This is a genomic window from Sporomusa acidovorans (genome assembly GCF_900101845.1).
GTDB classification, from domain to species: domain Bacteria; phylum Bacillota; class Negativicutes; order Sporomusales; family Sporomusaceae; genus Sporomusa; species Sporomusa acidovorans.
Genome location: NZ_FNAM01000122.1, coordinates 1 through 1,307 on the forward strand (window position 1 = coordinate 1; position 1,307 = coordinate 1,307).

Below are 1,307 nucleotides of genomic sequence, written 5' to 3' on the forward strand. Positions count from 1 at the left end.
CCCTAAGGTTTTTTCATGAACATGCCCTGATTTATAGGATAGAAGACGTTGACATTGTGTTCAAAAAACGGTATAATTATGCCAATTTCATAAATGGCTGATCAGAAAACTGAAGGCTAAGGAAAGTCACATACGCGTGATTTTTCTTTAGCCTTTTTGTTTTGATTGTTATAACACTAATAAACAGAGAGGATGGAAAGTAGAATGGGTAACAAGAACGAGAGTGCGATTTTAAATTGCAGCGATTGTGGGGTATTAAACTGTTTTCGGCGGAAAAGCAAATTCCCGTCGTTTTGCTTAACTAGCCAGGCTGATGATGCGCTTATTAATGAATGTGTTTCTCTTTATAAAGGTGATGGGCAAACAGCTACCTTTGCAAGAGCTGCGGCTGAAATTGAGGGAATTTATTATGGTAAGTTAACGCGGGTGGAGGAAATCATAGCGTTTGCCAAAAGAATAGGTGCACATAAAATTGGTATTGCAACTTGCGTTGGTTTAATTAACGAGACAAAAATTTTTACTGATATTTTAAAGGCTAAAGGGCTGGAAAGTTATAGTGTAATTTGTAAAATTGGGTCTATTGATAAAACTCAAATCGGTATTCCTGAAGATTTGAAAGTAGAAAAAGGCTGTTTTGAAGCGATATGCAACCCGGTTTTGCAAGCCAAGTTACTGAATGAGGCTAAGACGGATCTGAATGTAATTAACGGACTGTGCGTGGGGCATGATACATTGTTTATTCAGTATTCGGAAGCGCCGGTAACTTACCTGATTACCAAGGACCGGGTAACTGGACACAATCCGGCGGCAGCGCTTTATACCAGCGGTTTTTACTATAAGCGGCTACTTCAAGAAGAGCATGATTAAATGGCAAAAATAATGGTCTATGATGAGAATCCAGCATTATCCTGGCATTCATGACATTTTGAAAACGAAAAATGATGGCGAAATTTGACTATGAATCAAAAGGTCGCAGGTTGAATCCTGCCGGGGTCGCCATAGATATTTCAAGGGTTTTACGATTTTCGTAAAGCTCTTTTTGGTTATTTTCATGACTTGAACAAAGTGAAAGGCAGTCTCTTTATGCCCCCTTATAGGGGCGAACAACCCACCCTCTATGTAGTTTAAAATCCTACGTCAGAGGGGGGATTTTTACTATAGCCATTTATTGCGGAACCGTTCATTAGACGATAGTTTTGATTTATACTCATAGATGATTGTACTGCGAAAAGTTAATTTATGACCTTGTTATCACTGTTGCTGTAAATTTTAAATCGGCTACAGCCACATCTTTTCCTATTACGTAT

Annotated in this window: 1 protein-coding gene and 1 tRNA gene; both read left to right on the top strand. The window is 38.6% G+C overall.

The window, feature by feature from the left end:
* Positions 1–204: 204 nt before the first annotated feature.
* Positions 205–867 (top strand): DUF1847 domain-containing protein, encoded by a 663-nt coding sequence (locus BLR65_RS28820; RefSeq protein WP_093798279.1) that lies wholly within the window; start codon positions 205–207, stop codon positions 865–867.
* A 52-nt stretch (positions 868–919) separates the two neighbouring features.
* A tRNA-OTHER gene (locus tag BLR65_RS30330) sits at positions 920–999 on the top strand.
* Positions 1,000–1,307: the final 308 nt, after the last annotated feature.

What these genes read in the sequence shown, in the direction of transcription:
- BLR65_RS28820 (WP_093798279.1), top strand. Translation starts at nt 205, where the DNA reads ATGGGTAACAAGAACGAGAGTGCGATTTTAAATTGCAGCGATTGTGGG.